At 44.2% G+C, this 26,803-nt stretch carries 25 protein-coding genes; 6 read left to right on the plus strand and 19 right to left on the minus strand.

The features are described 5' to 3' along the window. Positions 1–22: 22 nt before the first annotated feature. The 7 genes from ACYVRS_RS00900 to zapA all read right to left on the minus strand — a co-directional run bounded on the left by ACYVRS_RS00900 (position 23) and on the right by zapA (position 7,417). Positions 23–688: a DUF2812 domain-containing protein gene (locus ACYVRS_RS00900; RefSeq protein WP_461202161.1), complete on the minus strand. Its 666-nt coding sequence runs from the start codon at positions 686–688 to the stop codon at positions 23–25. Continuing rightward, positions 675–1,001 carry a PadR family transcriptional regulator gene (locus ACYVRS_RS00905; protein WP_461202163.1) on the minus strand — a complete coding sequence of 109 codons (327 nt, stop codon included), beginning with the start codon at positions 999–1,001 and terminating at the stop codon, positions 675–677. The genes ACYVRS_RS00900 and ACYVRS_RS00905 overlap by 14 nt, the downstream gene beginning before the upstream one ends. A gap of 116 nt (positions 1,002–1,117) precedes the next feature. Then, positions 1,118–3,403, minus strand: coding sequence for a L,D-transpeptidase family protein (locus ACYVRS_RS00910; RefSeq protein WP_313538359.1), 2,286 nt, complete (start codon positions 3,401–3,403; stop codon positions 1,118–1,120). A 147-nt stretch (positions 3,404–3,550) separates the two neighbouring features. Continuing rightward, positions 3,551–3,865 (minus strand): thioredoxin, encoded by a 315-nt coding sequence (gene trxA, locus ACYVRS_RS00915; RefSeq protein ID WP_054115496.1) that lies wholly within the window; start codon positions 3,863–3,865, stop codon positions 3,551–3,553. 96 nt (positions 3,866–3,961) lie between these two features. Next, on the minus strand, positions 3,962–6,325 hold the full coding sequence (locus ACYVRS_RS00920) for an endonuclease MutS2 (RefSeq protein ID WP_461202165.1): 2,364 nt from the start codon (positions 6,323–6,325) through the stop codon (positions 3,962–3,964). Between the two features lie 73 nt (positions 6,326–6,398). Continuing rightward, a complete protein-coding gene (locus ACYVRS_RS00925) occupies positions 6,399–6,953 on the minus strand; it encodes a CvpA family protein (protein WP_054115498.1) in 555 nt (184 codons plus the stop codon). Between the two features lie 23 nt (positions 6,954–6,976). Then, entirely contained in the window at positions 6,977–7,417 is a 441-nt protein-coding gene (gene zapA, locus ACYVRS_RS00930) for a cell division protein ZapA (protein WP_461202167.1), read from the minus strand. Positions 7,418–7,632: 215 nt separating this feature from the next. Between zapA and rnhC the strand changes: the two genes are divergently transcribed. After that, positions 7,633–8,559, plus strand: coding sequence for a ribonuclease HIII (gene rnhC / locus ACYVRS_RS00935; RefSeq protein ID WP_054115500.1), 927 nt, complete (start codon positions 7,633–7,635; stop codon positions 8,557–8,559). Positions 8,560–8,648: 89 nt separating this feature from the next. Here rnhC and ACYVRS_RS00940 read toward each other — a convergent pair whose 3' ends face one another. Continuing rightward, entirely contained in the window at positions 8,649–9,629 is a 981-nt protein-coding gene (locus ACYVRS_RS00940) for an ROK family protein (RefSeq protein WP_313538365.1), read from the minus strand. A 149-nt stretch (positions 9,630–9,778) separates the two neighbouring features. Between ACYVRS_RS00940 and ACYVRS_RS00945 the strand changes: the two genes are divergently transcribed. The 3 genes from ACYVRS_RS00945 to ACYVRS_RS00955 are packed head-to-tail and all read left to right on the plus strand — an operon-like array spanning position 9,779 to position 11,684. Next, positions 9,779–10,192 carry a VOC family protein gene (locus ACYVRS_RS00945; RefSeq protein ID WP_313538367.1) on the plus strand — a complete coding sequence of 138 codons (414 nt, stop codon included), beginning with the start codon at positions 9,779–9,781 and terminating at the stop codon, positions 10,190–10,192. Beyond that, a complete protein-coding gene (locus ACYVRS_RS00950) occupies positions 10,185–10,841 on the plus strand; it encodes a sugar O-acetyltransferase (protein WP_313538369.1) in 657 nt (218 codons plus the stop codon). The genes ACYVRS_RS00945 and ACYVRS_RS00950 overlap by 8 nt, the downstream gene beginning before the upstream one ends. Positions 10,842–10,847: 6 nt before the next feature. Beyond that, positions 10,848–11,684, plus strand: a complete 837-nt coding sequence (locus ACYVRS_RS00955; protein WP_461202169.1) for a histidinol-phosphatase HisJ family protein — start codon at positions 10,848–10,850, stop codon at positions 11,682–11,684. A gap of 45 nt (positions 11,685–11,729) precedes the next feature. Here ACYVRS_RS00955 and ACYVRS_RS00960 read toward each other — a convergent pair whose 3' ends face one another. From ACYVRS_RS00960 to ACYVRS_RS00975, 4 genes are all read right to left on the minus strand, one after another. Further along, a complete protein-coding gene (locus tag ACYVRS_RS00960; RefSeq protein ID WP_312498281.1) occupies positions 11,730–13,460 on the minus strand; it encodes an ABC transporter permease/substrate binding protein in 1,731 nt (576 codons plus the stop codon). Further along, entirely contained in the window at positions 13,453–14,667 is a 1,215-nt protein-coding gene (locus ACYVRS_RS00965; RefSeq protein ID WP_054115506.1) for a quaternary amine ABC transporter ATP-binding protein, read from the minus strand. The genes ACYVRS_RS00960 and ACYVRS_RS00965 overlap by 8 nt, the downstream gene beginning before the upstream one ends. 129 nt (positions 14,668–14,796) lie before the next feature. Then, complete coding sequence (locus ACYVRS_RS00970) at positions 14,797–15,441, minus strand: GntR family transcriptional regulator (RefSeq protein ID WP_313538375.1); 645 nt, start codon at positions 15,439–15,441, stop codon at positions 14,797–14,799. 55 nt (positions 15,442–15,496) lie between these two features. Next, positions 15,497–16,690 (minus strand): phosphoglycerate dehydrogenase, encoded by a 1,194-nt coding sequence (locus ACYVRS_RS00975; protein WP_313538377.1) that lies wholly within the window; start codon positions 16,688–16,690, stop codon positions 15,497–15,499. A 91-nt stretch (positions 16,691–16,781) separates the two neighbouring features. On the opposite strand from ACYVRS_RS00975, the gene ACYVRS_RS00980 reads away from it, so the two are divergent. Both ACYVRS_RS00980 and ACYVRS_RS00985 read left to right on the plus strand, forming a co-directional pair. Then, entirely contained in the window at positions 16,782–17,408 is a 627-nt protein-coding gene (locus ACYVRS_RS00980; protein ID WP_461202171.1) for a DapH/DapD/GlmU-related protein, read from the plus strand. A gap of 138 nt (positions 17,409–17,546) precedes the next feature. Continuing rightward, a complete protein-coding gene (locus ACYVRS_RS00985) occupies positions 17,547–19,079 on the plus strand; it encodes an AMP-binding protein (protein ID WP_461202173.1) in 1,533 nt (510 codons plus the stop codon). 124 nt (positions 19,080–19,203) lie between these two features. Here ACYVRS_RS00985 and ACYVRS_RS00990 read toward each other — a convergent pair whose 3' ends face one another. From ACYVRS_RS00990 to menB, 7 genes are all read right to left on the minus strand, one after another. Next, on the minus strand, positions 19,204–19,326 hold the full coding sequence (locus tag ACYVRS_RS00990; protein ID WP_312498270.1) for a hypothetical protein: 123 nt from the start codon (positions 19,324–19,326) through the stop codon (positions 19,204–19,206). Positions 19,327–19,503: 177 nt separating this feature from the next. Next, positions 19,504–20,619 (minus strand): o-succinylbenzoate synthase, encoded by a 1,116-nt coding sequence (gene menC / locus ACYVRS_RS00995; RefSeq protein WP_312498269.1) that lies wholly within the window; start codon positions 20,617–20,619, stop codon positions 19,504–19,506. Between the two features lie 20 nt (positions 20,620–20,639). Then, positions 20,640–21,470 carry a 2-succinyl-6-hydroxy-2,4-cyclohexadiene-1-carboxylate synthase gene (gene menH / locus ACYVRS_RS01000; RefSeq protein WP_312498267.1) on the minus strand — a complete coding sequence of 277 codons (831 nt, stop codon included), beginning with the start codon at positions 21,468–21,470 and terminating at the stop codon, positions 20,640–20,642. Further along, a complete protein-coding gene (gene menD / locus ACYVRS_RS01005) occupies positions 21,467–23,176 on the minus strand; it encodes a 2-succinyl-5-enolpyruvyl-6-hydroxy-3-cyclohexene-1-carboxylic-acid synthase (RefSeq protein ID WP_461202175.1) in 1,710 nt (569 codons plus the stop codon). The genes menH and menD overlap by 4 nt, the downstream gene beginning before the upstream one ends. After that, positions 23,169–24,536, minus strand: a complete 1,368-nt coding sequence (locus ACYVRS_RS01010) for an isochorismate synthase (protein ID WP_461202177.1) — start codon at positions 24,534–24,536, stop codon at positions 23,169–23,171. The genes menD and ACYVRS_RS01010 overlap by 8 nt, the downstream gene beginning before the upstream one ends. Then, complete coding sequence (menE, locus tag ACYVRS_RS01015) at positions 24,529–25,980, minus strand: o-succinylbenzoate--CoA ligase (RefSeq protein WP_461202179.1); 1,452 nt, start codon at positions 25,978–25,980, stop codon at positions 24,529–24,531. The genes ACYVRS_RS01010 and menE overlap by 8 nt, the downstream gene beginning before the upstream one ends. Next, a complete protein-coding gene (gene menB, locus ACYVRS_RS01020; RefSeq protein WP_054115518.1) occupies positions 25,980–26,795 on the minus strand; it encodes a 1,4-dihydroxy-2-naphthoyl-CoA synthase in 816 nt (271 codons plus the stop codon). The genes menE and menB overlap by 1 nt, the downstream gene beginning before the upstream one ends. Positions 26,796–26,803 lie beyond the last annotated feature (8 nt).

Genomic DNA, 26,803 nt, shown 5'->3' on the forward strand with positions numbered 1-26,803 from the left:
CACCTTCCTCTTTTTGCTTTTATCAAAATATATAGCCGATAATGCCACCTACAATAGCGCCTGCCAACGCCATGAGCAAGAGATCTCGCACCACCTTTTGGCGGTTGGCGATTTTCTCAGGTTCTTTGTAATAGGTGGCACGATCTTTGTATAATTTACCCATGAGATAAGACATGATCGCTACCACAGCGGGTACAAACAACAAGCCGGTACACATACCAAAAACAAAAGACCAAACAGTATGGTCTTGCCAAGCCCAGATCGTTTTGATACTGTATAACACCGCCAGCAATAGTGCGCCAATTGCTGTAACAAGAAAAGCGCGCTTCATCAGGTATCGTTGCTCTGCATTGATCCGTTCTTGGTAACTGTCTTGGTCACTAAAGATCGGCGGCGCATCTAAATTCCCTTCAAAATAATAATAGCGTTTTTGATAATGACTGATATAATGCCAACCACTTGCTTCGTATAACGCAATATAGTCAGATTCTTCTGAAAGTTCACCTTCAAAAAAATCGACTGCAAATTTCTTTGCCATCGGCGGTTGTTTCTCAAATGTCAAAAATCCCCATCGGTTCATGCCCACAAACTGCCAGCCTAACATGGCTTGCTTTTGCAAGCGGAGCATTTCTTTTTCTGGGTAATAGGCAACCCCCAGAGAATACAAATATTTCCTACGCTTTTTCATGTTCACTCCCTCCTATTTGCTGAACAAAACCAGCCCCGATCTCATAAAAAAGTTTCCGTCGTTGAATGTCCTTTTCTAAGACTGAGCGTCCAAGATCGGTCATGCGATAAATCTTTTTGCGCTCTTCGGTTTCATCTAGGACGATCCATTCTCTTTTGGTCAATTTTTTTAAAATCGTATACATGGTCGCTGGACCAATCTCAAAGGAACCTTGACTGATTTCATGTACTTGCTTCATGATCGCATAGCCGTGTTGCGGCTTGAGCAATGCCAATAAAATCAAATAGGTTGCGTCGGTCAACCCTTCCTCCATTTGTTTCCTCCATCCCGCAAACTATATCACTTAATGATATAGTAGCGAATCTGAGCTGCGATGTCAAACCCTTTCAAAAAAATCCGCTGCTTCCAGAAGGAAAGCAGCGGCTATCTTTAATTCACGATTTTGACTGGTGTATTGTAAGGCATGTTGTAATAGAACCATTTGGCATCAGGAACCGCCAAACGGATACAGCCATGGGAGGCCCGTGTGCCTAATTTACGTCCCTCCACAGCACTGAAAGTATTGGTTGACCAGGCGATGCTGGTTGGGATCGTGTGGAACAAATAGATGCCGTGGTCTTTAAACGAGCGATAGTACGCTGCCCCTGAGAAGGCCAATCCTTTTTCTGCTTGTATGCGGAAGCTGCCTAATGGGGTTGGTGTACCTACTGCTCCAGTGGAACAAAGCATGGTATAAATCACTTTATCGCCAGATTTGATGTAGACTCTTTGCTTGCTGATAGACACTTGGATATTCAAGTTTTTCACATCTAATGATGGATATTTGCCACCTGTGGTATACATCCAAAAATTACTGTTGACACTATAGGTCTGACTTTCTTTGATCCAACCAATCTTGCCAGCTGGTGATACCAGATACAAATAATTCCCGTCACTGGTTTTCGCTAATTTGGTCGCTTGTGCCATATAGCCTTTGTAGGTACTCTTGGCACCTAGTTTAGTACTGTTTGGATCTGCTTGATCAAAGAAATTCCCACTACTATTGTTGACGATCACATAACGGCTAATGGTACTTTGTGAATAGATCGTATGGGCTGATTTTACACCTGTTGCGTTAATATACCCAAGCCATTTATTGTTTTTATCGTATAAGGAGTAATAGGTCGAGCCATTGTAATGCTGGTATTTACCCGTTACTTTGATCGTTTGATTCAAATAACTGCCACTATTAGCCTTTTGCTTAGAAAAGTTAAGGTCTTGCCATAGTGTATAGTTGCTGTTTTTGACTTGAACACTCAATTTTTCGCTTTGCCAAATGCCACCTTGATTAGTGGCAACTGTTGCTGCACTTGCATTCACATAACCGATCCATTTGCCGCTCTTGTCATACAATGATAAGTATAGTGCGCCATTGGCATGACTATATTTCCCTTTGGCAAGATAGGTTTTGCCTGCTAAGGCAGTCGTATTGTTTTTCTTGCTTGTCCAGCTAAAATTGCCCCAGATCGTATAGTTTTGCTTCGTCAATGTGACATATTTACCGTAATTTTGATAAACACCTTGGGCGTTACTGGACAATTTGACACCTGTCGCATTGATATAGCCGAGCCATTTGTTGTTTTTGTCATATAAGGAATAATACGTCGAGCCATTGAAATGACTGTATTTTCCTGTCACTTTGACCGTTTGGCCATTGATAGCTGCAGTCGTGCCTTTTTGGGCTGTCCAATTGAAATTCTGCCATAACGTATAATTGCTGCTGGTGATGGTCGCATAGCTGTTTTCTTTTTGCCAAACACCGCCTGCGTTGGCTGCGATGTTGGTACCAGCTCCATTGATCCAACCAATGAAAGTTTGTTTATTGTCATATAGTGCGTAATACGTAGCATTGTTGCTGTTTTTATAAAAACTTTCTTTCACTAAATAGGTTTTTTGATTGTAATTTGCCGTGGTGGTCAATTGTTTGTCTAAAAAGACAGATTGCCACAGTGGGTAGTTATTTTTTTGGATCGTGACATACTTGTTCTCTGTTTTTAGCGTACCAGAAGCAATCGATACGGCACCAGACTCAACGATGCCTCCTTGGCCTTGGTCATTTTGCAAGAGGAGATACGCTTGGTTGGCCGTGGAATCTTTGTACTGCTTAACAGCCTTGAATACTTGCCCAGCAAATCCTTGGTTTGAGCCATTTTCGGATAAAGTTCCCTCTGTCAGTCGGTAGAAGAGACTGCTCGTTGGCACATTTTCCGTATCGCTGATAGCAATGGTTTTCAGCTTCACATATTGGGTTGCATAGCCCTGTACTTCCTGTACTGCGATCGTTGCTGTTGTGTCTTCTGATGATGCAGTGACAGTCCGCGATTCCTTGCTAGTTGAGCTGGAGGGTCCTGTTTCGGTTTTTGCTTCTTTTCCTGTTGCATCCGACGATCCTTCATCTATGCTTTCCTCTGAGGAAGGGGTTTTTGAACTTTCTTGTGTATCGGTGTCCGAGCTGCTTGCTGAAGTGGACGTGTCCCCAGTTGTATTGTTGTCTTCGTTATTGCTGGCGCTATTTTCTTGATTGGTGCTTTGATTGGAATCATTTGTGGTACTTTCTGTTGTGGCAACCGTATTTGTTGCTGCAGCGAAAACCTCGATCCCTGTGCCTAAAACCGGTGTTGCGAGTAATAGAAACGCAAGGGCCCCATTTAACAACCGTCGTTTCACTTTTTTCATCCTAACTCCCCCTCGTTGTTATGCTACTATTTCATTTTGGTCATTATATGATTAAACCCTACATATTTAGTATACCACTGACTATGAAAAAACATAAAAAAAAGAGAGCGACGACCTTAGTCGATGCTCTCTCATATAAAAATAGGTTTAGCTATGTTCAGCAATCAATGCTTTTAATTGATCTTTTGTGTGAACACCGATCGCTTTGTCTACCACTTGACCGTCTTTTTTCAACAGCAGTGTAGGAATCGACATAATGCCGAACGAAGCCGGTGTTTCGGGATTTTCATCCACATCCATTTTTACGATTTTTAATTCATCTTCATCGTATTCACTTGCTAATTGTTCTAAGATTGGCGCTTGCATGCGGCAAGGACCACACCATGTTGCCCAAAAATCAATCAGGACTAAACCTTTATCGGTTTCTTCTGCAAAAGTTTTATCGGTAATTTCTAATGCCATTGTACTTCCCCTCCATTTGTGTGACTAAAAAAAGTATACCATGGATCAATCAATTTTTAAAACCGTCTGCTTACAAAAGGTAAGAATATTGAAGAATTACTTAAATTTTACGATAGTTGCCCCATTTCCCCCTTGATTGCTCGGCGCAAACTCATAACTTTTGACAGATCGATGATTTTTTAAATACTCAGTGATGCCTTGACGCAAAGCACCTGTTCCTTTACCGTGGACGATCGTGACTTGCGGATACCCAGCTAAGATAGCGGCATCTAAATACTGATCGACTTCTGCTAAAGCCTCTTCATACCGTTTTCCCCTTAGATCCAATTGATTGATGACAGGGCTGTTGTCTGCGGAACGGATAGTGTTGACGATACGCTGCACAGGTTCTTTGACCGGCGCGGCCAGTTGCAAATCAGCTTCAGGCAACGTCATTTTTAAAATACCGATTTGTACTTGCCATTGATTTTTGCCGACATTTTTCAGCAGTACGCCACGCTGGCCATAGGACGTCACCAGGACTTCATCGCCGACTTTCAACGTTTTGGCCGCTTTGGCTTTTTGCAACACTTTGTTTTTCTGTAATTTTTCTTCTTGCTGTAACCCGGATAATTTCGTTCTTGCGTCGATCAACTCATGTTCTTTGACTTTTGTTTGACCGCCAGCTAATTGCATTTTGCGAATATCAGCAATGATTTTTTCTGATGATTCTTTGGCTTCTTCGACAATTTGATTGGCCTGTTTGCGGGCTTTAGCCAATTCTTTTTCTCGTTCTTCAAAGAAGTACCCATAAGCATTTTGCAACTCTTTATGCAGATCTTGGGCTTCTTTGACATAATGACGAATCTCAAGGTATTCTGTTTCCGTCATTTTGCGGCGGTTCTCAAGATCAGCGATCATTTCATTTAAATCTTGGCTTTCACCATCCATGATTTGCTTAGCCTGATCAATGATACCTGTTGACAAGCCTAATCGCTTAGATATTTCAAACGCATTGCTTCGTCCCGGCACGCCAATCAATAAACGATAGGTTGGACTTAACGTATCCACATCGAATTCCATCGAGGCATTGATGGTATTGGCACGGTTATAGCCATACACTTTCAGCTCGGGATAATGGGTCGTCGCCATGACATACGCTGATTTGGCACCTAAATCATCTAAAATCGCAATCGCCAAAGCCGCACCTTCTTGAGGATCCGTTCCGGCGCCCAATTCATCAAATAGGACCAAACTTTGTCCATTGACTTTATCCAGAACATCCACGATCGTCGTCATATGAGAAGAAAATGTGGAGAGACTTTGCTCAATAGATTGCTCATCGCCAATATCCGCGAAAATCTCCGTAAAGATCCCCATTTGACTCTCTTCTTCGGCCAAAATAGGCAAACCAGCTTGACCCATGATCTGCAATAGGCCCAAGGTCTTCAATGTGATCGTCTTCCCACCGGTATTGGGTCCCGTGATGACTATCGCTTGATAATCTTGACCGATTTGAATATCATTCGGTACGACTTTTTCTTGATCGATCAGAGGATGACGCGCTTGTTTGAACACGACATGGTTCTCGCGGTTGATTTGTGGTACGATGGCTTTCATTTCTTTACCGAAACGTGCTTTGGCATTCATGAAATCGAACTGGCCGATCACATAGGCATTGTGCAAAATTTCTTTCTGGTACGGTACCAACTCTGCAGACAGTTCTGCTAAAATCCGAGTGATTTCATCTCGTTCTGCAATTTGATGTTGCCGCAAACGATTGTTTTGCTCGACCACTTGTTTCGGCTCGATAAACAACGTTTGTCCAGAAGAACTTTGATCATGGACGACCCCGCCAAAGACACCGCGATATTCCTGTTTGACAGGAATCACGTAGCGATCGTTACGCATGGTGACGATCGTATCGCTTAAATACTTCGCGTTGCCGCCTCGAACGATATTATCTAAGGTTTCACGAATCGTTTGCTCTGCACGGCGAATCGATTGGCGGATCCCTCTCAATGCCGGCGAAGCGTCATCCGTGACGCGGCCATCTTCATCAATGGCTTCTTTTAAGCGGCGGTTGAGTGTCGGCAATGAAACCAGCTGTTCTTCCCAGTGATACAAACGGCCAAATTCGATCTCGCTATCCGTTAAATCATCGAAAAAGCGTTTGAGTTCTTGTGTAGTAGACAGGACTCTAGCGACTTGTGCCAATTCAATGCCATTCAAGTCCGCACCAATTTCGATTCGTTTCATTTGCGGACGGATGTTTTCGATTTTCGGCACAGGAATCCCACCCCGCAACCGTTGCACCTTCAACGCATCTTGTGTTTCAGAAAGCCATGCAGTGATCACTTGTTCTTCGCTTGAAGGTACTAATTTTTCAAGGGCTTCTTTCCCTTGCGCTGTGACGATATATTGGGCAATTTTTTGTTTGACCTGATCAAATGCCAATACGCCTAATATTTTTTTATTCATTTATTTTCACCTGCTTTGCTATTGTTTGCTGTAAAAAAGGCAGTCTGGCTTTCCAACCATCTGCCTAGAGATCTTAACCAATCACATCTGTGATCCAAATTCGATAGAAATAATCTGAAATGATCGGTGAATGATTGACGATAAAATCGATCGTACTGCTTTTATCAAATAGATTTTGTACCGTTGCAAAAGGGATCATAGACAAAATCATGAAGAAGATATACAAATTGATATACATGAGTACCACATTCAAGACACCGGCCAAGACCCAATCGTAGCCGTACAAAAAACGCAGCCGTTTATACCGCAGACTATCTGCGAAAATCGCAATCAATTTAGTAATCAGCCACCCAGCGAACAACACCATGACAAAGGCGACAGCTGCATAATAAGCCTTATCTAAATCTAGTGCCATTTCCAAATCATAATATTTGAGTGTAGAATCTGCTGTGACTGACATATAAGGAACATATAATTCAATTTTTTTAGCAATCTCCTGATATTTCGCTACAGCGACCATGAAAGAGATGATATACCCTAAAACGGAAACCAATTGTAAACTGGTTCCCCGACGCGCCCCGCTATAAAAGGCAGCTAAAAGCAGCATCGCAACCACTAATCCAATCATTTAGGTATCCTTTCTACGCCACACTAGCCATGGGCTGTTTTTTCTTGAATATTGCGTTTTCTTTGTTCATTTAAAATTTGTTGTGCTTCCACATGATTATGGATCTCCACATCGATGCGTCCAGTTTCATCAAGTACCTGACGTGCTTCCGACTCAATAGCTTCGATGCGCTTGATCCGGTTTTCCAACTCAGTAGCCTTGATGGCTTGACTGCGCAATTCATCGACTTTCTTTTGTAGCCCCAATACCTGTTCTTGTTTTTTTAATTGATCAGAAATAGCATTGATCGCTAGCAAGATCGACGCTTGCTCTTTGTCCGTTTGTGGGGACAATTGCATGATCTCTACCAATTGTTCATTGACCAGTTTGGTCACCATGTCCATATGTTCTTTGCTCTCGCGGCCAATGATTGTGTAATTTTGATTCGCAATCACTGCTTTGTAGCGTTTTTTTTGCTCCGTCATAGGAAAACTTCCTCCCACTGCTTACATTCTGTATTATTGTATCACTTCAAGCACCGTTGCCGCAAACTCCTCACTATTATACGTGATTTTCATCTGAATTTCCATGCCCCTAGCCTCTAATCCACTTGCAAGCCAAAAAAACTTCAGAAAATATGGTAAAATCTTAACGTATCCTTTGTTTTTGTCTGCAAAAACAATGATTGAGGAGGAAAAACATGTCTGCGTCTGTCATCAAAGTTTCCGCAAGCGAAATGAAAAAAATACAATTATATTATCAATCTGACCGTTTAGCAAAAACGGCCCCCTACACGTTATTCACTGCTAAGAAAAATCAAACCACCATCACAGCCTATCAATCTGGAAAGGTGATGTTCCAAGGAGCCAATGCAGAGAAAGAAGCGGCACTTTGGGCCAGTTCAGGGACAACCCCGACGGCAAAAAAGGCCGCTTCTGGTGGCGACCCATTGCCAGCCGGTTTTAGTGAAAGAAATGCCATCGGCAGCGATGAGGTTGGAAATGGCAGTTACTTCGGCCCGTTGGTCGTTTGTGCGGTCTATGCTGAGAGGACGCATTTGCCTCGCCTAAAAGAAATCGGCGTCAAAGATTCCAAAATGTTGACTGATCCGCAAATTCGCGCAATGGCGCCAAAAATCAAAGCCTTAGTTCCTTTTCAATTACTGACAGTCACACCAGAAAAATACAATCAGATCCAACCAGCCTATAATACAGTTCGAATGAAAGTTGCCTTGCACAATCAAGCCATCCGCTTATTATTGGAAAAAATCGCTCCACAAAAACCGGAAGCGATTTTGATTGATCAATTTACTTCAGAAAAAAATTACCGCACCTATCTACAATCAGAAAAAAATGCCGTTACCTCACCTTTATATTTTGCGACAAAGGGAGAACAATATCACCTGTCCGTCGCTGCGGCATCGATTCTCTGCCGAACCGTATTCCTTGAGGAATTAGACAAAGCCTCAAAAGAGCTTGGTTTTCGTGTACCTTCTGGTGCCGGCAACCCTTCAGATCTTGTTGCTGCCAAAATACTGCAACTCGGCGGTGAAGATTTACTGGGCAAGTATGCAAAGCTGCATTTTGCCAATACCGAGAAGGCAAAAAAAATCGCGTCGCGTAACTAAACATCTACTGACTGTCAGTTCATGCAACTGACAGTTTTTTGTCAGATTTATTTGTCCGTCTGACGCTGCCCCATTTTGACCATGATGCATCACATGACCATCTGAGGTGCATCACGACCAATCTGGATCAGTCCTGTCAAACAAGCTTGACTAAAATCAGTTTCAACCGTGATCTCAGGTACAATGAACGCACCTGACGCAGCAGCTAGATAAGATGTGATGGTTCGCGGCGATATCAGTTCTGACCATGTCCTTGGGATAAATACGACAATCTTATGGGGATCATACATCGCAATCATGGCTTGCACCGATGCAGCGACATGTTTTGACACGTCTGAAAGTGTCAAAGGAAAGGACACTGTGTCAAAATGTGGCAAGTATTTGATTTCCCCGCTCATTTGATTGGCTCCGGTAAATAAATGGTCGCCAATGACAAGTGCTGCCCCCGGTGGAAACAATTCTGGGAAATAAATTGCTGCAACAATTGCTGCGTCTTGCCGATAGGTCATCACAGCCGCATTCACATCATTTTCAATGATGATCTCGTCACTGATTTCTGCCGCAATGATCGACCTGAGTGCAACACCTTTAAACGCGGCCGCATCCATCAGCTCAAGCTTGCCGTTTACTTCCACGCCAGGGATGCCAACAACCGTCTTATAGATAGATGGGTAGGTTTGTTTGATGTTTTTTAAGGATTGTTGAAAGGCTTTGCTATCAGTAACAGCCTCTTTAATCGTTGAAATCACTGCGCCGTTTAAATCTGTGATGAAAAAACTGACGCGAATCTTCTGATGCGCTTCAACAAATTGAATCACCAGCACCAGCGCTCTCATGGCATTGAATTGATAGGCTAACGCGCGTCTGCCACCGGTTTTTTGCGGGATATCTAGCGGTATGATCCATTGATTGTCGACCATTTCCGGCAACAATTTATTGACAGTCACAACACTTAAATCCGCCGCTTCTGCCAATTGGCGCTTTGTCATCCCTCGATGTTCTTCTTTCAAAAGAGAAAGCAGCAAGGCTTGATTGTGGGCTTTGATGTTTTTGGGTTGGTATGCTTTCATCTGGCTCCCTCCTTATCATTTGTATCATAGCAGATGATTCTTAGAATTTATACCTTTATTAATTTTGTTCATAAAGGTATAATGATCGTAACTTAATAAATAAAGTTAATAAAGTTTGATGACAGTCTATGATGAAGAGGAGAATTACTATGAGAATCGAACATGTGGCTATCTTTACAAAAGATTTAGAAAAAATGAGAACCTTTTACGAAACCTATTTTGACGCAACAAGCGGCGAAAAATACCACAATCAGAAAACGGGCTTCCAATCCTACTTTCTCACCTTCACTTCGGGCAGTCGCTTAGAATTAACGACAAAGGCAAATTTGAGCCCACGCATTGCCGAAAGTTTTGGCTATACCCATCTTGCCATGGCAGTCGGAAACAAGTTAGCAGTTGATCAACTCGCTACGCAATTCGTGGCAGATGGCTACCCGCTTTTGAGTGGTCCTCGAACGACGGGAGATGGCTATTACGAAGCAGTCATCCAGGATCCTGAAGGCAATTTGATTGAATTGACGACGGACACCGACAGCGATTCAGGAGGTGACATTCATGGCTGAAGATTTTGATTATCAATCTATGTTAGCCGGTGAACTTTATCTTGCTTCAGATATCAGCGCCCACCATCAATCAACGAAAGGAAAAATGCTGCAACAAAAAATCAATCAAACGCCATTCAATCAACCAGAAACGATCGTCGCATTAGAAGCAGAGCTGTTCGGTCAATTTGGCAAACATGGGTTTGTCCAGCCCCCTTTATATGTCGATTACGGACGGCATGTGGAAATTGGCGAACATTTCTATGCGAATATGGACTGTCTATTTTTGGATGTGAACCGCATCATCATTGGTGATCATGTGATGGTGGGACCTCGGGTTAGTTTTTATACTGCAGGACATCCAATCGATGCCGCTATTCGCAGCCAAGAATTAGAGTTTGGCTTGCCTATCATTGTCAAAGACCATGTATGGATTGGTGGCAATAGTACGATTCTTCCCGGCGTAACGATTGGTGCAAGATCAATCGTTGCGGCTGGATCCGTTGTGACTAAAGACGTACCAGAAGATTGTATCGTTGGCGGAAACCCCGCCCGCGTCATTCGCAAGATCAACGATAAGGATCAACACGATTGGCAAGAAGCTGCACAGCAGTATCGCGAGAAAAAAAGCCGCGCCCTTGGTGCTGCGCATCCCATTATAAAGGAGTAGTGTCCTATGCAATTTATGGATTACCATGTACACAGCGATTATAGTGATGATTCTTGGTATTTAATGGAGGATGTCGTACAGGATGCGATCAAGATAGGCTTATCTGAAATATGTTTTACGGAACATGTCGATTATGGGGTCAAAGAAGATTGGCTCCCGGATGACAATTACTTAGTGGGTAAAAACAAAGTCGTAAAAAATGTCCATTATCCTCGATATTTCAAAGAAATCGCAGAATTAAAGCAGCGGTATCAAAATCAAATCACCATCAAAACCGGTATGGAATTTGGAATGCAACAGCACACGATCGCCCCCTTTCAGACACTCTTTGATGCCCATCCATTCGACTTTATTCTGCTCTCTGTGCATCAGATCGACAATTTAGAATTTTGGACGGGAGAATTTCAAAAAGGACGCACGCAACAAGAAAGCTATCAGCGTTATTACGAGGAAATGTATGAATTGGTCACTTTGTATAAAGACTATTCTGTCCTTGCCCATATGGATTTGATTCGCCGATATCTGGATAAAGAAACAGATGCTTTCGATACGACCAAAGAGCAAATTGCAGAAATCTTGAAAGTCGTGATCCAAGATGGCAAAGGGATCGAATTGAATACTTCTTCTCACCGCTATGGTATCCACGGTTATACGCCGTCAATTGACATTTTGACGCTGTATCGCGATCTAGGTGGTCAAATCATCACGATTGGCAGTGATAGCCACGAACCTGCCCATCTTGGATTTCAAATCAAAGAAGGACAAGCGTTACTGCAATCTCTTGGCTTCGCCGGTCTATATACCTTCGATCAAATGACCCCGATACTTCATTCATTTGCATAAGAAGACAGACAAAAACCAGTCCTAAAAAAGGACTGGTTTTTTGTCTTATTGATTGGTCCAAGCAGCGACTTCTTCTGCGTGATTGTCGACCCAATCTTTGGCTGCATCTTCTGCGGATGCACCGTCGTTGATTGCCAACATCACTTCTTCCATATCTTCTTGGGTCCAACTGAACTTGTCTAACACATCATAGACTTCTGGCATATCTTCCGACAAGCCTTGACGAACCATCGTATTGATGCTCTCAGCATCGCCCATGGTTCCTTCAGGATCATCAAGATATTTCAAGTCATATTTGGCGAACATCCAGTGGGGTGACCAGCCAGTAATCACGATATCTTCTTGATTTTTGATGGCTTGTCCTAACGCAACAGTCATTGCTCCTGAAGAAGACGTTGCGACTTCCCAATCAGACAAGTTATCATATGTTGCCACAGTATTCTCAGCTGCAGAAACCACACCGGCTCCTGGTTCGATTCCTGTGATCGTTTTGCCTGCTTCATCTGATAAATCGGCAATCGAATCGACATCCATATAACTTGGCACGACGATCCCTAACTTAGCCCCTTCTAAATTGGGACCCAAGTTTTCTACTTGGTCTTTGTATTGTTCATATTGTGCTTCATGGGTTGAAGGCAGCCAAGCTGCGACCATACCATCCACTTCACCTTTTGCGACCGATTCCCACATGATTGCATTGTCCAAAGGTGTCGTCTTGACTTCATAGCCCATCTCAGTCAAGACTTCCGCAACGACATGTGTTGAAGCAACTTCAGTATCCCACTCCACATAGGCCAAATTGACTGTTCCTTTGTTGTCTGACACATTGCCAAATGCAACAGAAGCGCCGATCAGTGCAACGACTGCCACGGCAGCAATGCCGCCAAATAATCGCTTTTGTTTGCGGTTTTTCACTGTTGCTGCTTGCTTTTTGTGTGCCGGTTTATTTAGGTTTTGGGTAAACCGATCCATAATGATCGCTAAGATGACCAATGACACACCACTGACGAAGCCATTTCCGACTTGTGCCCGCTGCAATGCGGATAACACACCGCGACCTAATCCGGGTGCCCCGATCATGGAAGCAATAACCACCATCGACAAGGCCAACATCGTTGTTTGGTTCACACCGGCCAAAATCGTACTTTTGGCTAATGGCAATTCAAGCTTGATCAGTTTTTGCCAGCCGGTACCACCAAATGAATCTGATGCTTCAACCAATTCTCTTGAAATCTGACGAATCCCTAAATTAGTCATTCGCACGGTTGGCGGCAATGCAAAAATCACTGAGGCAAAGACCCCTGGTACCATACCGATACCAAAGAAAGCAACAGCTGGAATCAAGTAAACAAAACCTGGCATGGTTTGCATAAAGTCCAAAATTGGTGTAACTATACTTTGGGCTTTCTCACTTTTGGCCATCAAGATGCCTAACGGAATACCGATAATGATCGACACTAAGCTGGAAAGCAAGACCAAAGTCACTGTATTCATCAAGTCGGTCCATAATCCTTGATTATAAATAAATAGTAACCCAACAAAAGTAAAGGCGGTCAACCCCCATTTTTTACCTGAAACCATAAATGCCGCAATCGTCAACAAGACGATCAAAACCAATGGTGGTACGAACAATAGTACATTGGTGATTGTATCCATGATCAATTGACCAAAAGATTGCAACGCGGAGAATAAACCGCTGAATGTTCCCGTTAGCCATTCAGTGAAAGACTCGACCCAATCTGCTACTGGAATTGTTTGTTGTAAGAAATTACCCATTGATGACCACTCCTTCCTCATTGTTTGACGCGCTATCCGTTTCTGCCAATGCCTCGATCACACTGCCTCGGATCACTACGCCAATCAATCGGTCATTTTCTACGACCGCTAATGGTGTTGGAGAGTCATAAATCAAATTGAAAATATCTGTGACTAGCATATCTTTGTCGATTTTTTTTACATTTTTATCGATGACATCTTTTAAGGTCAGGTTGTTTTTACGGGCTTCCCGCGCCGACTCTGCTGTTAGACTTCCTTTTAAGTGACGCCGTTTGTCGACAGCCAGCAACATACTGACTTCTTCTTTACGCATGCGGTTCAATGCAACACTTGGTCCATCGATTTCAATATTGGTAGTTAAAGCCGGCACCATGATATTTTGTGCAGTCAAAACTTTTGAGCGATCAACATCTTCTACAAAGTCCCGCACATATTGATTGGCAGGGTTGGTCAATATTTCTTCACCCGTACCGATCTGCATGATTTGGCCATCTTTCATCAAAGCGATGCGATCACCGATGCGCAATGCTTCATTCAAATCATGCGTGATAAAGATGATCGTCTTTTGCACGTTGGCTTGCAATTCCAGCAACTCATCTTGCATCTCACGGCGAATCAATGGATCTAGCGCTGAAAAGGCCTCGTCCATCAACAAGATCTCTGGATCATTGGCCAATGCCCGTGCCAAACCGACCCGCTGTTGCATCCCACCGGATAATTGATCGGGGTATTGATCTTTAAAAGACAATAACCCTGAGTTGTCTAAAGCTTTCTCTGCTTTTTGCGTTCTTTCTTCTTTTGATACACCACGCACTTCTAAACCATATTCGGTATTTTCTAAAATCGTACGATGAGGAAACAGACCGAAACTTTGGAAAACCATATTGATCTTATGACGGCGCACCTCTCGTAATTCTTCTTTGCTCATTTTGGCAATATCGACACCATCAATATAGATATCCCCGCCAGAAGGCTCAATCAAGCGATTCAACAGACGGATCAAGGTCGACTTCCCACTGCCAGATAACCCCATGATCACAAAGATTTCTCCTTCGTTGACCTCAAAATTGACATCATAGACACCAACCGTAGCACCGGTCTTTTCTAAAATCTCATTTTTGCTGCGTTGTTCTTGGATCATGGCGAAAGCTTGCTGTTTCTTTTTGCCAAAAATCTTGGTTAAATGTTCCACTTTAACTTTACTCAAATGTATAATACTCCTTTTTCTGAAAAATTTCACGAAAGTGACCATACCATACTAACAAGATGTGGTCACTTTGTCAAAAAAAAAAATTCGTCTGCTTTATACAAAGATAAAAACAGACGCATTACACGATCAATCATTTGGGTAAAAAAAGTTGGTCATCCGTTGCAACGATAGCTCATTGCCCACAAAGTAAATCTTATTTCCTGCACTGAACTTCGCATATGGTCCAGGAGACAATAGAAGTTCTTGTGCGGTTTGGATGGCAACGATCGTTGCCCCAGTTACTTGCCAAATGTTCAACTCGTTGACACTTTTTTCAAGATGCTGGGCTTCTGCTGTCAAGGCCAATTCAAATGGTACAAAAGGACTCATTTGATGGGCTTTTTTTGTCTGCTGAACCAATACATTCAAGAGTTCTGAAAAATTATTCAATTCTTGCTGCTGACGATCAACACTTTCTAAAATATCTCCTCGAATTTCTTGGATTGTTTGGACATCCTGGTATTGTTCAACAAAGGCTTGGGCTTTTTCTTTTGAGGCAATATAGGCCCCACTGCCATGACGAACATCCATGATTTCAAGATCCACCAAAACATTGATGGCCTTTCGCGCTGTTTCAGGTGATACATTAAAATTACTAGCTAGTGTGGAGCGAGCATGGATTTTTTGCCCGACGTGATAGCGATTCTCAACAATTCGTTCTGCGATTTCGACAGCGATCTGCTGATATCTGGGCAATGCGACTTTCCTTTTGTTTGGCACCTGATTGGTCATGTGAAACTTCCTTTGCATTTTTTTTCATGATAACAAGAATTGACCTATCTGACAACTAAACATCGAGATGCGGATTGTGTAAAAGACGGACGCGATGCACTTGCGGCACCTCTTGCAGCATGGCCGCTGCTTGTTGTACTTCTTCCACTTTTTGTTCAGCCATATCAATGATCGTATAGGCCATACCGGCTTTTCGTTCACTTGCCAGATGCGCGATATCGATCGCTGCATCTGATAACAGTTTTAATAAAGGCGCTAACGCACCTGGTGCATCTTTATGAAAAATCGTTAACCGATATGGTGCCAAAAATGGCAATGTCACTTCTGGAAAATTGACTGATTCCTTGATGGTGCCATACCGCAAAAAACGATCCATACGTGCAAACACAATACGATCACCCGCAGTTAATGCATCGACAGTCGTGCCGCCAATATGTGGATAGGTCACTACTTTCGGATGCTGCACAACAGATGCGGTTGGGAAATCGGTGATATACTGTTTGATCCTCCCAGCATCTAAAGCATTTAATACTGCTGCTTCGTCAACAATCTCTCCTCGACCAAAGTTAAGTAAAATCGCTTCTGGTTTCATAGATGCGAACGCTTCTTCATTGATCAAGCCTTGTGTCTGATCATTTAAAGGCAAAAGGACCACCACAAAATCAGCTTCCTTCAGCAACTCAGAAAGTGCTGCTGTTTGTTCAAAGTACATACTGTCTTTTTGGGTTCGGGCATAGCCAATCACATCCATGCCTAGATGATAGCAAGCTTCTGCTAAACGCTCGCCGATTTCTCCCAGTCCCAAAATCCCAATCGTTTTACCTGTCAGTTCTTCACCGATCAGGGTGGATCTTCTCTCTTCAGCGGCAGCTAAGACTGCATCGCCTGCAACGTTCCCTTTCGCGAGTTCTTCTTCGATCTGGCACATCACCTCATGGGCTTTGTCTAACGGACGGACACTCAAAAATAAATTCGTCAACACCAATTCTTTCACCGCGTTGGCGTTGACACCCGGACTATTAAATACCACCGTGCCATTTTCTGTGCATTTGTCTATGTTGATTGTATTTGTCCCGCTTCCAGACCGGGCAATCACAGCCAGATCAGCAGTAATCAGGGCATCCGGTACTTGTTTGCTTCTGACAAAAATCGCTTCTGGGGTTTGGGTATCGGCAAATCGATAGCCTTTTGCTCGGGCTTTTTCTTTGGTTGCTTCGGTGATTTCATCAAGTAAATAGATTGTTTTCATCCAGATCCCTCCTTTTTTGAAATGCTTATGAATCAAATATTACCCAAAAGTGCGGTAGAATGATAGCAATACGCAAGAAAGGGTGATAGTGATGCACTTATCGATGACAGAATTTCCAGATGAACAACCTATTATCGGCAAAGATTCACACGTTCAAGACAGTAAGTTAGAGGATTATGTAGAGATTGGCGAGGCCAACCATATCGATCATTCTACGTTAGATGCCTATACATATACTGGACAATATTGTTTTATTCAAAATAGTCATATTGGCCGCTTTGTCAGTATTGCAGCAGCCGTCCGGATCGGCCCCACCAATCATCCCTACGAAAGACCGAGTCAGCACTTGTTTGCGTATAACGGAGAAGGATACGGCTTCAAACCGAAAGACAGCGACTTTCTAGCAAAACGAAAAGAAAAGACCACCACCATTGGCAATGATGTCTGGATAGGACATGGTGCGGTTGTTCAAGCGGGTGTTACAGTTGGCAATGGTGCAGTGATCGCTTCGAATGCTGTTGTCACCAAAGATGTTCCAGCTTATGCAATCGTTGGTGGTGTACCTGCCAAAATCATCAAATATCGTTTTGATCCTGCCACGATCGAAGCTTTACAAACGATTGCTTGGTGGAATTGGTCTCGGGAAGAACTTGAGACACGTTATTTAGATTTTCGCTTACCTATTGCAGATTTCATTGCTGCATACAATAAAAAATAAGCTCGTCTTTTAAACCTAGTCTATTTTTGGACTAGGTTTTTGTTTTAAAAAAACAAGAAAGAAACCTTGTAAGCGCGCATGACTATGCTAAAATAAACACTAAATGAAATTATTCACGAAGTCAAAGGAGCAGAACACATGGATCTATTAAGCTATCAACCATTAAATCTCTATAACAACTACCGAGATGCAGCCAAGGCCTATCCAGACGTCAAAATCATCCACGATCAAGTTTTAGGCGCTTTTCCTGAATTGGGCTATCAAAGTACCTACCAATCAAGCCACGAAGCGATTTTGACTCGCGCTTATCAATTGGCTGCCTTGGGTGTCAAGGCTGGGGATAAGATCATCTTATACAAATCTTCGACATTCGATACCTATTTGTTGGCAACAGCTGCCTCATACTTGGGTGCGGTACCAGCGATGATTTCGTATCATTTCCCCGCATCTACCATCGAAGTTTTTGTCGATCGATTGGAAGATCCTTATATCCTATTTGATGATGAAACAGAAGGCCGGGTGGCACTGGTCAAAAACAGTAGTCCTGAAAAGCAAATCGCGGTGCGCAATTTATTGTTGGCGCCAACAGAATCTGTTGAACAAGTCGAATTGCCTATCGATCAGATTTCTTATATGACCCATACATCTGGTACGACTGGGATCCCCAAACTGATTTGCCATTCTGCGCAATCAATGGGCTGGCGCACCAAATGGCAAAAAACGATCTTCACCAAGATCGATCGGCAGCAAGCAGATTCTGATTTGGTCGCATTCCACATCTCGCCGGTGCATTCACGCTTCAATATTGGGATCTCATCATTGATGGCGATGGGTTTTCCAATGATGCCCTTGGCAGGATCGAATGGCCCCCATATTGTCCGTATGCTGTCAGAGTATCCCCCGATTGCGCTGGAAACTCATCCAAACAACTTTGTGCAATGGCGCTTTGTGGCTGAAGAATATCCTGAAGCCTTTGCTGGTATTCGATATTACCATTCCACATTTGATGCCATCAACAATCAAACAATGGCCTCATTTTTAGCCACTGCAACTGATCATCAAGCGATCTTTTTACAAGTCTATGGCCAAAGTGAATGTGGACCAATGATTCTGAAGGCCCATACCTTGGAAAGTTTGAAAGAAAACAATGCCCGTGATATGGGTATTGGTCTTACCGATTTGACCCGAGCGCGGATTGCCGATGCCCAAGGGAATGAACTACCAAACAATACGGATGGCCATATTCATTTCCTTTCTAAAGGTCGGGCATTGACCTACTACAAAGAAGATCAGCGTTTTGCCGATAACGTCTATGATGCCTGGTGGGACAGTGGGGATTATGGCATGATCGATGAAGCAGGCCATTTGTATCTAAAAGACCGTCAAGTCGATTTGATCAAATCGATCGAAAGCAATTTAGCCCTCGAAGACCTATTGCTGGATCAACTTGATTTTCTAGCAGAAGTTGTGGTCGTTCGCGATAAAGAAAATGCACCACAACCAATCATTGCTTTGGCACCAAACCGTGAAATGGACTGGGCTGCTTGGTGGCAAGCTGTCGCAGATCTACCCCGATTAAATGAACCGATGCTTAGAGCTTATGAAGAGATCCCAAGAACCGCGACGATGAAAGTCCAACGATTACAGATCGAAAAAGAATTCAAAGCTTAAGACTTGCTATTAAATGATTTATACATGAAATCTTTTGTATCATAATGAACGACTAAACCGACCGCAAAACAGTCACATTTTGCGGTCGGTTTTTTGAATCAAAAGCAGTAGCCTTTCCACTTGATTAATGAAGCAACAGATCAATAAATGATGCAAACAATGCCTCTTGATTATCCAGACCTTTTTTTGCTTCTAAGTGATCCGCATAATGTATTTCGATCAGGCCTACAGTAAAGGCAGACGCCATCGCAGTTAACTCTTTAGCTGTTTTGGTTCCAGTGCAAATTGGCTTATGATGAAAAAAGAGCCAAGCAATTATCGAATGACTCCAGAAAACTTTTCTTTAGCTAAAAACGAAAAGCGCGCATCGCCTAATCGAATGGATTATGCAATGCGCTTTTTTGCGATGGTGGTTTCTCTGACCTTAGTATGCCTTTTCAAATAAAACGAAGGGGCTTTCTCCATACTTTATCAGCTTTTCCTCGGCTAAAGATACGCCAAAACCCTTACCTTTCGGTACGGATAAGCAGCCATTTTCGATAACAGCTGGCTGCGCTACGATATCATCAAAATAATACCGATCTGCCGCAGACAAATCACCAGGAAAATCAAAACCTGCTTGGCTGGCAAATTGAAGATTCATAGCACGCCCAACACCTGATTCAAACATGCCACCTAACCAGACAGTGAGTCCATGATCTTTACACGCCTTCACGATTTTCTGTGCTTCTGAGATTCCACCTACCCGTGGAATTTTCAAGTTGATCGCCTGACAGCTGCCTAGCGCGGCTACCGTGGCAATATCTTCAACACAACGAATATCTTCATCTAGGCACAAAGGGGTCTGCATTTTCTTTTGCAACGCAGCATGTCCTGTCAAGTCTCGTACCTTTAATGGCTGCTCGATCATCGCCAATCCGAGGGTGTCTAAAGTCAGCAATACGTCTTCTTGTCCCACATAGGCTCCATTAGCATCTGCCATAAGCAGGACTTCTGGAAACCGCTCACGAATCGCCAGCAAGGGTGCTCGATCATTGCCAGGTTTGATTTTTAATTTGATTCGTTGATATCCTTGTGCGACATATTGCTCGACTTGAGCCAGCAATTGGCCAATCGTTGGCTGTATACCCACACTAACACCTACTGGAATTTGATTGTGGATGGATGGGTACACATCCGCCATACTGTAGCCAGATTGTTTGGCATACAAATCCCAAATAGCGGTTTCAATGGCGGACTTCGCCATGGCATTGCCTTGAATAACTGAAAATAATATAGCCACTTGGTCAGGATGCGCAATAGTTGCACCCGTCACCAACGGAATCAATTGTTCCCGAATCACCTGCCGTGCTGAAAAGATTGTTTCCTCAATGTAGTCCGGTTCTTCAAAAGCCACCAATTCCCCCATTCCCACGGTCCCATCAGCTGCGGTGATACGAATGATATCGAAGGCTTTCTCATTCAATTGGCCATAACTTGTCACAAAAGGTTGTTTCAGCGGCAAACGACAAGCAATGGATTCAATTTTTTGGATTTGCATAGGCGTCGCCCCTTTTTTTTTTAGGTTGTGATCTTAATCTGCGCGATCCACTGATTGATACAGTGCAAAAGCACCTGCGGCTGTTCTAAATGAATACAATGTCCGGCTGCCGGGATCAATTGATAACTGATAAGCGGTTGGTTTTCTTTCATTCTTCGACCAATTTCTTGGAACTTACGATCCTTCTCACCAGCTATATAGAGGATTGGACAATGAATCGTTGCGAGGGCATCCCAATAACTCGGCTGCTTCCCTGTCCCGCCGTAAGCCAGACTCATCGCCAAGCCAAAAGACGATTGCTGCAGTCGTCCTTGCCGCACCATTTTCTGCTGGTCATCAGACAATGCTTGTTGACTAGCAAACAAAGGCAGAGCTTCCCAGTAATCGACAAATGTTGCTAATGGCTCTTGCAGCAGTTTTATCGCGAGTCGGCGGTCTTGTTGATAGCGCAGCGCTCTTTCTGCAGTGTCGGCTAAACCTGGCGAGCCGCTTTCCATGATCAGTCCTGCAACAGACTCTGGATAAAGCACCGTCCAAGCCAAAGCCACTCTTGCACCCATTGAGTAGCCGTACAGGATATACGTTGGTACAGCTAAGGCTGTCATCAGGGCTGCCAAATCAGTCACAAGTTGTGGGACTTCATAGCGCAAAGGATGTGCATAGACAGCGCTTTGGCCATGTCCGATTAGATCAATCGTCAAAATATTGTAGTTTTGCTGTTCCCCGAACATCGGGCTAAACGTTTTGCCGGAACCAGTGAAACCATGCAAGGCGACCACTGTTGGCAGCTGATCATTGTAAGGCTGGAGCCAGTGATAAGCGTAATCGACACCGCGGATCTGTTGGCTCATTTTGACCACTCCTCAGCAAACAGTTGCTGGCATTCTTCCCAAAGAAAGACAGGATCCTTCTGCGTACCCCGGACTTCGATGATTTGAAATTTTGGCTGTTCAATTGAAGCAGCGATTTGCGCTTGAAACATTTCTATATTTTCCGCTAACAGCAAATCGGCTTCATAAAGTGCTGCTGCTTTTTGAAAATCAAGATGCAAAGGTGTGCCGAATAACGGCTCAAAATCTTCCGGTGCCAAACTATTCTGCGATAAGAAAGAAAAAATACCGCCGCCATTGTTGTTCAACAAGATGATCGTCACGGGCAGATGATATTGTCGCAGTAACTGCAACCCGTTCATATCATGATACAATGCCAAATCACCAATCAATAGATATGTTGGTTTTTTGCTTATCATGGCAATTCCGGCAACAGTTGAGACCAACCCGTCAATGCCATTGACGCCTCGATTTCCATACACACGATAAGCGTTGGTCGTTTCGCTGCCAAATCGATCAAAGAAACGGATCGCATTGCTGTTGGCCAATAAAATCTGGGCATCAGTCGGCAAGGTTTGTTGCAAGATCCGCACGGATTGGCTTTCATCAAAGGGATGATCTGCGAAATGTTCGGCAACGATCTGATGCCCAATCTTTTGCACCTTTTGCCATTGCGTGACCCATCCTTGGTCAATCTTAAAATGGTGCCCTTGCCAATGCGCTGCGAAGGTATCGATCTCTGTTTCGATCAAATAAGTTGCCCGCTGCAACTGATCTTGCCTTTGCCCAGAGGGATCCACAAAAAGCCAGGTGGTGGTTTCAGGCAAGCGATTCAACCACAAAAGCACATTTTTGGTCACGGGCAAACGGCCAAAACGCAAGACAACTTCTGGCTGAAAGGCATCGTCTACTTTGGGCAATACTAGGTCTGCTTGACTAATAAACGTGCCTGCTTCCACCCCGCAAGTCGCCAAATTCGTCAGCGGATCACCTATGATCGGCCAACCGATTTTGGCTGCAAAAAGGCGCAAGTGTTTGGCTTGAGCTATTGTCAAACTCTCGCCCACAACGATGACTCCCTTCTTTTGCAGCTGAGGCAGCAAGGACTGGGTCGTTGCTTCAGCCAGCTGTTTGATTGGCGCCATATATACAAAAGACTGCTGAGACTGGCTTTGTCGCGCAAAATCTGGCAATAAAGGTTCCCTTAAAGGAAAGTTGATATGAACTGGACCTTTTGGTTGTTTCGTGGCTTCTGTCACACTACTGGCCGTTTGCCAAAAACTATACCGCAACATGTTGGGCTGGTTTTCAGGGACAGTCATTTCAATCATTTTCTTGACATGAGAACCATACAGCTGTTGCTGATCCATGGCTTGTGGCGCACCAACCCCTCTTAACTCAGGGGGGCGATCTGCTGTCAATACGATCAACGGCAGATTGACTGCTTCTGCTTCACAAATCGCTGGGTAGTAATTGGCGGCAGCTGTACCAGATGTACACAATAAAATTGTTGGCGCACCATCCACTTTCGTCATTCCCAGTGCAAAAAAAGCCGCAGAACGTTCATCGACATCGACAAAACAAGCCATATCTGGATCGCGGTGCAATAACAAAGCCAAGGGTGTTGATCGAGATCCTGGGCTGATCACAGCCCTTTTTGCGCCAGCTGCTTTTAGTCCTTCAATAGCGGCCAACAAATAATCAGTCATCACTTCTTGATTAGACATCTCCGATGATCCCCCTTCGCATTGGTTGAAATTTCAAACGTGTTTCCTGCTGCTCATCAACTGCTTGCGAATCAGCGACGATGCCGCAGCCGGCGTATAAGGTCGCTCTATTTTGGGTCACCACACCTGAACGGATCGCCACCGCAAATTCACCGATATCTTCTTGGATGCCCAGCCAACCAAATGGCCCACCATACATGCCACGGCTATTCGGCTCATGCGCTTTGATCCAAAGAACAGCAGCTGTTTTGGGCTCTCCCCCCAGAGCCGGAGTTGGATGCAGTTTTTGAACGGCTGTCAAAAACGAAACAGCTGTTTGGCGTTTTCCTTTTAGCGGAAGGAACAAGTGCTGGATATCACGGTTCTTGATCACAGCGCGTGTTTCAGAGTGGAAGCCGCCTTCAATCAAGCTGGACAACGCATGTGTCAATCGATCCACTACTACTTGATGCTCATGGGTGTTCTTAGGATCTTGCAAGAGTGCAGCAGCAAGAAGCTGGTCTTCAGCTTCCGTTTGTCCTCTAGGCGCTGAACCTGCAATACTGACTGTTTCAAAATAATCAACTGTGGCTTTTAATAAGCGTTCTGGTGTGGCACCGATGAAAAAGGTTTCCCCATGTTCCATAGCAAAGACATACGTATTTGGTTGCTGTTGGCTTAGATGCGCCAATACCGCTTCGCTGCGGATGGTCTCCGTTGTCGTTAAACGCATTTGTCGTGCCAAAACAACTTTTGTCAAATCTGTCGTTGGTTCTTTGATTGCTTGGACAGTATCTTCCACAGCTTGCAGCCATTCAGGTACTGCCACTTCTACTTGTCCAGTCACAACAGAAAATGCTGCTGTTGCAGCACAGCGTTGACTATCAGCGACCCACTGCATGACTTGCATGCGTAAGGCAGCGACTTTGGCCAGCCATTGTTCTTCATTTGTTGCTTTGACTGTATATACGACCCAAGTCTGATCCCCTTCTTGTTTGATCATGATTTCCGGCAGAACAAATAAGCCGCTGCCCAACTGCCCCCATTCTGCTTGTGCAGTATGAGTTTCATCGAATGCGAAACCGCCTAGCAATAGCGCTTGGCACGCATCTGTTCGTGGCTGATAATGACGATCTTTCAAGTCTTTTTGCAGGGAATCAAAGGTCGATAATCTTGGTTTTTGATAGTCAACCAACCAATGAAAAGCCGCAATCGTCATGGTTTGATCAGGATTACGCCAAAAATAGCGCGCCCCTTTGGCCGTTTCAGCCGCAGTATAAAGGGCCAATACATCCCCACAGACAATCTCTTCACAGGTACTAAAGTAGCTTTTCCCAGCAGCTAATGCTTGTTGGTATTCTTTTGTCACATTACTATTCAATCTCGTTCACTCTTTCTTCGCTTAACAACCGCCGTTTGATGACCTTGCCACTTGCTGTACGCGGCAATGCGGCAACCTGATAAAAACGGCGGGGAAATTTATAATGGGCAATCGTATCTTCCAAAGACTCCAGTAAGGCTTCCTTCGATACAGCTTCTTTCAACACTACAAATGCAGTGACTTCTTGGCCCCACTGGGCATTGTCTTGGCCCACAACAGCCGCTTCCGCAATAGCCGGATGCTGCTGCAACGCTTGTTCGACTTCAGCAGGATAAATATTTTCACCGCCAGAAATAATCAATTCACTTGCGCGGCTCACCACATACAAATAGCCTTCTTCATCGAGATATCCCAGATCCCCCGTGGCAAACCAGCCTTGCTGATCCCACTGTTCGCTGCCACGTTCATTGAGATAACTTGAAACAATAGCCGAGCCTTTGAGGTAGATTTCGCCGACGCTATGCGCTTCATCCCTCGCTGAAGTTGACTTGCCTTTCGCAGCTATGATCCGCAACTGGACACCTTTCAAGGGAATCCCTGATGCACCTAGTTTAGCAGTTGCCATCGCAGGTGGCAATGCGACCACTTGCGAACAGGTTTCTGTCATCCCATAGGATTGAATGACCGCCAGCTGTTTATGCTGACATTGTTCAAGCAAGCTACGGTCGATTGGTCCGCCCCCTAACAAGATATAACGCAATCCAGGAAAGCCCGTTTGCGGCACATAGGGCAATATATCTTTGAGCATTTTGCTGACCAATGAGACGACTGTCCCTTTGTTGTGGGATAGATCCGTTGCCATTGTTTGCGGATCAAATCGACCATATAACCGCATACTGATCCCTAATTGTACCATCCGCAACACGATCGACAATCCGCTGATGTGATATAAAGGTACCGCACATAGCCAGCAGTCATCTTCTGCGATACTTAAGTTTTGCTGTGTGGCTTTGGCACTCGCTTGATGATTGTCAAATGTTTGCGGGACGCCTTTTGGTTGGCCAGTCGTGCCCGATGTGTACATGATTGAGGCAATCTGAGTGGGACGATAAACCAAACGATCCTCGCCTTGAAAAGCGATCGTGTTTTTTTTACCGAATGGCAGCAGCTGGACGCCATCAAGTTCAAGCAGACTATCTGTGATCACCAGCTGACAGTCCGCATCTTGCAGTTGAAAGGCCAGCTCTTTATTGGTCAAACGTGTATTCAAACACTGTAGCTCGATCCCTAACTCCCAGAGTGCCAAAATCGTAAAGACCATTTCTGGTTTGTTGTCACTGAAAACCGCGACCCGTTGCGAATGGATCAAATGGGCTTCGTAATAGGCAGCATATTGCTGAACTTCTGCTTGCAAGGCAGCAAACGACCAGCCTTTATTCTGCCAATAAAAAGCTGGTCGTTCTGGATGAAGTTGCGCTTGCCTTTGCAGCCAACTCCCTGCCATTATGGGAATTTAGGGAATTGATCGAAGTCAGGTTGTCGTTTTTCTTTGAAGGCATCGCGGCCTTCTTTTGCCTCATCCATAGTGTAATACAAGAGTGTTGCATCTCCGGCTAATTGTTGAATTCCGGCTAATCCGTCCGTATCGGCATTCATTGAAGCTTTGATCATGCGCAGTGCCAAAGGACTCTTTTGCAACATCGTTTCTGCCCATTCCATCGTCACGTCTTCGACTTCTTCCAAAGGCACAACCGTGTTGATCCAGTTCATTGCTAAAGCTTCTTCAGCTGTGTATTGTTTGGTCATGAACCAAACTTCTTTGGCTTTCTTATGGCCAATCGTCCGCGCCAAATAACCAGAACCATAGCCGCCATCGAAACTACCAACATTTGGTCCTGTTTGGCCAAATTTCGCATTTTCGGCCGCAATCGTCAAGTCACAAACCAGTTGTAAGACATTTCCGCCACCGATCGACCAGCCTTTGACCATCGCAATGACAGGTTTAGGCAAAGTCCGAATCAAGCGTTGCAGATCCAACACATTCAAGCGGGGGACTTGGTCTTCTCCAACATAGCCGCCATGTCCGCGAACTTTTTGGTCACCGCCAGAACAAAAAGCTTTGTCGCCAGCGCCTGTCAAAATAATCACTCCGATACCAGGTTCATCACGACTGATTGAAAACGCATCGATCATTTCAAAGACTGTTTTCGGTGTAAAGGCATTGTGTACATGGGGACGATTGATCGTGATTTTCGCCACTTTGCCGTGTTGTTCAAATAAAATTTCATCGTATTCTTTAAGGGATTTCCATTCTCTCATTCTAATTT

It is taken from the genome of Enterococcus salsurae (assembly GCF_054784955.1).

Coding starts and splice junctions, on each gene's coding strand:
- ACYVRS_RS00910 (WP_313538359.1), bottom strand. CDS start 3,403: ATGAAAAAAGTGAAACGACGGTTGTTAAATGGGGCCCTTGCGTTTCTA.
- ACYVRS_RS00925 (WP_054115498.1), bottom strand. CDS start 6,953: ATGATTGGATTAGTGGTTGCGATGCTGCTTTTAGCTGCCTTTTATAGC.
- menH (WP_312498267.1), bottom strand. CDS start 21,470: ATGAGCCAACAGATCCGCGGTGTCGATTACGCTTATCACTGGCTCCAG.
- ACYVRS_RS00985 (WP_461202173.1), top strand. CDS start 17,547: ATGGATCTATTAAGCTATCAACCATTAAATCTCTATAACAACTACCGA.
- ACYVRS_RS00960 (WP_312498281.1), bottom strand. CDS start 13,460: ATGGGTAATTTCTTACAACAAACAATTCCAGTAGCAGATTGGGTCGAG.
- ACYVRS_RS00905 (WP_461202163.1), bottom strand. CDS start 1,001: ATGGAGGAAGGGTTGACCGACGCAACCTATTTGATTTTATTGGCATTG.
- ACYVRS_RS00990 (WP_312498270.1), bottom strand. CDS start 19,326: ATGGCGTCTGCCTTTACTGTAGGCCTGATCGAAATACATTATGCGGAT.
- ACYVRS_RS00975 (WP_313538377.1), bottom strand. CDS start 16,690: ATGAAAACAATCTATTTACTTGATGAAATCACCGAAGCAACCAAAGAA.
- ACYVRS_RS00900 (WP_461202161.1), bottom strand. CDS start 688: ATGAAAAAGCGTAGGAAATATTTGTATTCTCTGGGGGTTGCCTATTAC.
- zapA (WP_461202167.1), bottom strand. CDS start 7,417: ATGACGGAGCAAAAAAAACGCTACAAAGCAGTGATTGCGAATCAAAAT.
- rnhC (WP_054115500.1), top strand. CDS start 7,633: ATGTCTGCGTCTGTCATCAAAGTTTCCGCAAGCGAAATGAAAAAAATA.
- menB (WP_054115518.1), bottom strand. CDS start 26,795: ATGAGAGAATGGAAATCCCTTAAAGAATACGATGAAATTTTATTTGAA.
- ACYVRS_RS00970 (WP_313538375.1), bottom strand. CDS start 15,441: ATGACCAATCAGGTGCCAAACAAAAGGAAAGTCGCATTGCCCAGATAT.
- ACYVRS_RS00920 (WP_461202165.1), bottom strand. CDS start 6,325: ATGAATAAAAAAATATTAGGCGTATTGGCATTTGATCAGGTCAAACAA.
- ACYVRS_RS00955 (WP_461202169.1), top strand. CDS start 10,848: ATGCAATTTATGGATTACCATGTACACAGCGATTATAGTGATGATTCT.
- ACYVRS_RS00940 (WP_313538365.1), bottom strand. CDS start 9,629: ATGAAAGCATACCAACCCAAAAACATCAAAGCCCACAATCAAGCCTTG.
- menE (WP_461202179.1), bottom strand. CDS start 25,980: ATGGCAGGGAGTTGGCTGCAAAGGCAAGCGCAACTTCATCCAGAACGA.
- ACYVRS_RS00980 (WP_461202171.1), top strand. CDS start 16,782: ATGCACTTATCGATGACAGAATTTCCAGATGAACAACCTATTATCGGC.
- ACYVRS_RS00945 (WP_313538367.1), top strand. CDS start 9,779: ATGAGAATCGAACATGTGGCTATCTTTACAAAAGATTTAGAAAAAATG.
- menC (WP_312498269.1), bottom strand. CDS start 20,619: ATGCAAATCCAAAAAATTGAATCCATTGCTTGTCGTTTGCCGCTGAAA.
- ACYVRS_RS00950 (WP_313538369.1), top strand. CDS start 10,185: ATGGCTGAAGATTTTGATTATCAATCTATGTTAGCCGGTGAACTTTAT.
- trxA (WP_054115496.1), bottom strand. CDS start 3,865: ATGGCATTAGAAATTACCGATAAAACTTTTGCAGAAGAAACCGATAAA.
- menD (WP_461202175.1), bottom strand. CDS start 23,176: ATGTCTAATCAAGAAGTGATGACTGATTATTTGTTGGCCGCTATTGAA.